The following is a 4,790-nucleotide window of genomic DNA, read 5'->3' on the forward strand; positions in this document are numbered from 1 at the left end:
ACGTATGTCCTCTTTTGTTACTTCTATTTTAGCACAAAACTTAACATATGGAAAGAAAGTGATAGCATGGAACATCTTACAATTAAAGAAAAACAAGTAGTACAGGTTTTTTGGCGCAATGAACAGTGCTTGTCCGTATCGGACGTTACTTTATTATTACCAGATGAGAGTAAGAATACTATTGCAGCTGTCATTACCAAACTTTTGAGTAGAAATTGCTGGCACAGCCCTGGCACGAAAATTTATTCCTACCATTTCTGAGGAAGCTTATTACCTATCCGTACTGCCTTCTACTACTATATATAATTTGGTACGTTACTATATTAGCAGTGCGACCGATTTAGACTACTTGAACTCGTTAAAACAAAGAATTCATAAGCGTAACTAGATTCATGATATACTAGTATGGAGGGACAGGGCATAGTTAAAATATCTCCTAAAAATATTTGATATGTTGCAATTCGCTTTAACAACTGTCCCTCTTTTTATAACGAGACTCCACTTTACTACTTAAAAAATTTCACAAACTTTTTTGAGGGAGGAATAGCGACTTGTTCACGTTTCAAAATTTTAAAACCGTTAACTTTCAAAAATTCACAAGGGAAAGCCCGTCAGACGCTGGTCTGGCGGGCTACTTGTTATAATGAATGTTATGTAGACTAACTCAGGGTTTAGCAGATTCAATAATATTACATTTCAGTGTAATTCATTGATATAATAAATTTAACAAAACGAATAATTTAGAGGTAGATAAACATGAAATTTGATAAATATAATAAGGCTACTGACAAAGAAGTATTGCTAGAACTAGTTTCAAGACTCTCAGACTTCACTCTCCCAGACGGCGTACCTGAAGAAATCTTTAAAGCAAAACAAGCTAGCTTGATGGAAAAAGATTTAGAAAATGAATCCAATACTATTATGGTCGTAAAACAAGTTGGACACATTATTGCTTTTATTCAGTTAGAAACCGATGTCGACTGGATAAGCGGAGAAAAATACGGTTATATTTCTAGGATTATAGTTAGTGAATCCGCAGAAGGAAATGGACTTGGAAAAAAATTGATGACCTTAGCTGAAGAATGGGCAACAGAAAATGGGTATTCTGCAGTTGGGCTTAATGTATTCTCACAAAATACCAGAGCATTTAGACTTTACGAGAGTATAGGTTACAAAACAGAAACAGTAAAAATGATGAAAAGACTTTAGTATAATTTTTTAATGGTAGGAGTGCACTATGATTTTTTCCACTAACGACGGATTTCATGTATTCAAAATTAAACATCCGAAAAGGTTCAGAAACTTAAAAGTTTTTGAACCTTTATTTTTCTCTTGTGGTGCTTGGTGTTAGATAGTATCAAAAACTTGTGTTCGTTTATTAAAAGATGTTTTCATAACAGGCCTTCACTTTACCACCTGAAAAATCTTAACTACTTTTCGAATGAGGAATAGCAACTTTTTCACGTTTCAAAATTTTAAAACAGACTAGTTTTCAAAATTCACAAGCAAACGCGCGTCAAATGTTAGTCTGGTGTGTTACTTTTTATAATTCGCATTGTGTGAATCAATGATTTAAATAACGTTTGGAAATGTAGGAGAACATACAAACATTCCTCCTGAGTTCAATTTTAGTCCAGGAATATGTCCACACCTTTTCCATCTAGTTTTTTTAAAGGCGTATATTACACCATTAAAAAATTTCTAGTCAAGTTATATCCGATTCAATAATGAAATTTGGATTAAATGGCTAAAACCTAAAGCTTTAATGCTCTTTTTCCTAGATCTTATCCGATTTTTTCTTCAATTATTGCCTCCGGTATTTTTCCGATATTAGGACTTTAGTTTTAGTGTTTCAAAGTGACAACGTCAGAGCATCATTCGTTTTATTTTTTTCAACTTATTTATTTTGTCTTTTGAGGCACTAAAGTCACGGCCTAATAAATTATAGAGCTGGAATTTATGCTTAGGAATAGCTTCCTTGCCAATTTTTTTCAACTTAGCACCACCATTCAAGGCCCTTAGGGTTTTAATTTGAATTTTTCAATACTTTTCGGATATACTAATTGAAAAGTATTGATGAAATTTGGGACAGGGAGTTTATACAAATGAATCGAAGAGAATTGCAGCGGCGCCGCCGAAAGCGACAGCGAAAAAATTCGAACATGGTGGTAGCTGGGCTACTCGTCCTGCTAATTGCCGGATTCGGTAGCCTTTTTTACATAAATTTCCCACAATTGGAATTAGTGGGGGCCGACAATATTGAGGTAACGCTGAATCAAAATTTTGAAGACCCGGGTGTCAAATTAAAAAACCAGAATAAAACTTTGCCAAAAACTGCTTATCATGTTGACGGTCAGGTGGATTCTCGGGTCGCCGGTGACTATCAATTGGATTACACAGTTTCTTATTTCGGTTTGAAAAGCCATGTCATTCGTAAGGTTTCGGTTACTCAGCCGAAAACTGTGGCTCCGGTTGAGATGGTGCTCCAAGGTCCAAGTGAAATGAATTTGTATATCGGCCGGGATTATCATGAAGCTGGCGTTCAGGTGAGTGGCGGTGATGATGCGAACATTCAAGATAAATTAGTGGTTTCTGGCAACGTCGACACCCAAACGCCGGGCCGCTATGAATTGATCTATCAAGTTATCGATGCAGCCGGCGGTGTCCATGAAATTCAACGAATCGTCAATGTTGTGACGAAGCGTATTTATTTAACTTTTGATGATGGACCGAATGAGACAACTACGCCGCAGTTTTTGCAAATTTTAAAAGAGGAAAATATTAAGGGGACCTTCTTTGTCGTAGGTGGCGGTCCGGATGCTTTGATTAAGCAGGCCTTTGATGAAGGTCATACTATTGGCCTCCATACCAATAGTCATGACTATGCGGAGGTTTATGCATCGATTAATAATTATTTTGATGATTTGGAACAAATCTCCAAGCGGGTACAAAATATTACTGGAGAAGAATCGAAAATTATTCGCTTTCCTGGTGGTAGTTCAAATGGTATCAGCGCTAATTATTCGCAAGGGATTATGAGTGCTCTTGTTAAAGAAGTCGTGGATCGTGGCTATCAATATTTTGATTGGAATGTTTCTAGCGGCGATGGCAGCAACCAATCCTCTGCTGAAATTCCCTATCAAAACGTGACCACGAACTTAAAAGAAGATGTTGATAATGTCGTGTTGATGCATGATACCAAGCAGACATCAGCCGATGCGTTAAAACAAATTATTGAGTATGGCAAAGCAAATGGTTTTGCCTTTGAAAAATTAGAGTTGGACAGTTTTCCCGCTCATCATGGTGTGACGAATTAAAAGAACTATGACATTATTCTACTGGTTTCACTTCACCAACACTAGCTGACAAATAGCTAATTTAATCATACTAGCGAGCGATATTTTTTAATACCTAAAATTGAAAATGTTACTGAAGAATCAATTTTGATTCTTCAGTAACATAAATTATAGATCCGAAAAACACTCCTAATATCCTATTCATCTAAAAGCCTATTTTTTGTTTCACTCATTCAAATTTGGGCAAAAAAATAAAGGCCTTCTGCCTTTGATTAAAGTAGGTAAGATTGAACTATCAGGTACGGTCCTAGCACGAAAATTTATTCCCATTATTTCTGAAGAGGATTATTATCTATCCATACTCCCTCCTACTACTGTTAATAACTTGGTTCGTCATCATATTAACAATGTAGAAGATGTAGTCTACTTAGACTCTTTAGAACAAACAATTCATAATCGGAGACTAGATTCATGATATACTGAAAAGTAGGGACAGGGCATAGTTAAAATATCTCCTATAAATATCTGATATGTTGCAATTCGCTTTAACAACTGCCCCTCTTTTTATAACGAGACTCCACTTTACTACTTAAAAAAAATCACAAGCAAAAGCCCGCTAGATGGTGATTTGGCGGGATTATTTGGATAATCGGCATTATGTCTACTAGGTTGTTAAATAACAGAAACTATGTCTGATTCCCATGTTAACTAGATTATTTCATTTCATCTAATAATTTATTTATGGTACTTCCTTTAACAGAATAAGTTTTATTATTCTTTAGAACATCATCATTATAGAAAGTATACGACCTAACTTTTTGGCCAGTTTTATAAAAATCTACACTAATAGTTTCTCCCCCAACCAAGTTACTATTATCTACTTCTCCTAAACTTAACGAATCAAATATTTCTACAAATTTATTTACATCTTTTTTTGATGTATAAGTCTTACTTGTTTCTTCAGCATATTCAGGTGGCAAAGAATAATTAGCCGATGTAATAACTACTTGATTGACCGAATTTGGAACTTTAAAATAATCTTGTTTATCTAGTGTATTTTTGAAAGAAAAAGCTGCTATATAAATAGCGAAGATGGCTATTGGAAGAATTATTATAGTGGTATATTTTTTTTTCATAATATCTCCTTAGTATTTTGATAATTGTAGATTTCAATTGGGAAAATGGCCTATATTTATTAGGAAGAGTATACCCTGATAATAGAGGGGTTACTTTAATTGTTTGAAAAGATAATTTTAACACAAATGGCATTGACTTGATTTTAAAATAAGTTATATCAGATAAAAGAAAAGTTGGACTAGGTTAACTTAAAAACAAAGATAAAAAAATTTTTTTCAAATCATTGCAATTGGATAGGCTACACTAGACTAGACAGAAAAGATGTGGTGTGTAAACTAGAAGGAAACACACTGGAGGGAACATCTTATGTCAAACAGACAACGCCGAACATTCACCAAAGAATTTAAACAACAAATG

5 protein-coding genes are annotated in these 4,790 nt (G+C 34.6%); 3 read left to right on the forward strand and 2 right to left on the reverse strand.

Annotation, left to right across the window (positions count from 1 at the left end; genetic code table 11):
• Positions 1–66: 66 nt before the first annotated feature.
• Together ACYSNU_RS18745 and ACYSNU_RS18750 are read left to right on the forward strand one after the other, a co-directional pair.
• Complete coding sequence (locus ACYSNU_RS18745) at positions 67–261, forward strand: BlaI/MecI/CopY family transcriptional regulator (RefSeq protein ID WP_416207878.1); 195 nt, start codon at positions 67–69, stop codon at positions 259–261.
• Positions 262–756: 495 nt separating this feature from the next.
• Positions 757–1,209 (forward strand): GNAT family N-acetyltransferase, encoded by a 453-nt coding sequence (locus ACYSNU_RS18750; protein WP_265460353.1) that lies wholly within the window; start codon positions 757–759, stop codon positions 1,207–1,209.
• Between the two features lie 657 nt (positions 1,210–1,866).
• Here the strand turns inward: ACYSNU_RS18750 and ACYSNU_RS18755 are convergent.
• Positions 1,867–1,995: a hypothetical protein gene (locus ACYSNU_RS18755; RefSeq protein ID WP_265460354.1), complete on the reverse strand. Its 129-nt coding sequence runs from the start codon at positions 1,993–1,995 to the stop codon at positions 1,867–1,869.
• A gap of 110 nt (positions 1,996–2,105) precedes the next feature.
• Here ACYSNU_RS18755 and ACYSNU_RS18760 point away from each other — a divergent pair, with 110 nt between their 5' ends.
• On the forward strand, positions 2,106–3,317 hold the full coding sequence (locus ACYSNU_RS18760; protein ID WP_265460355.1) for a polysaccharide deacetylase: 1,212 nt from the start codon (positions 2,106–2,108) through the stop codon (positions 3,315–3,317).
• 692 nt (positions 3,318–4,009) lie between these two features.
• On the opposite strand, the gene ACYSNU_RS18765 is transcribed toward ACYSNU_RS18760, so the two are convergent.
• A complete protein-coding gene (locus ACYSNU_RS18765) occupies positions 4,010–4,432 on the reverse strand; it encodes a hypothetical protein (protein WP_265460356.1) in 423 nt (140 codons plus the stop codon).
• Between the last annotated feature and the right edge of the window lie 358 nt (positions 4,433–4,790).

The organism is Enterococcus sp. LJL120 (genome assembly GCF_054871765.1).

Excerpts from the sequence above, each read along its gene's own strand:
- ACYSNU_RS18750 (WP_265460353.1), top strand. The coding sequence starts at position 757 with ATGAAATTTGATAAATATAATAAGGCTACTGACAAAGAAGTATTGCTA.
- ACYSNU_RS18760 (WP_265460355.1), top strand. The coding sequence starts at position 2,106 with ATGAATCGAAGAGAATTGCAGCGGCGCCGCCGAAAGCGACAGCGAAAA.
- ACYSNU_RS18765 (WP_265460356.1), bottom strand. The coding sequence starts at position 4,432 with ATGAAAAAAAAATATACCACTATAATAATTCTTCCAATAGCCATCTTC.
- ACYSNU_RS18745 (WP_416207878.1), top strand. The coding sequence starts at position 67 with ATGGAACATCTTACAATTAAAGAAAAACAAGTAGTACAGGTTTTTTGG.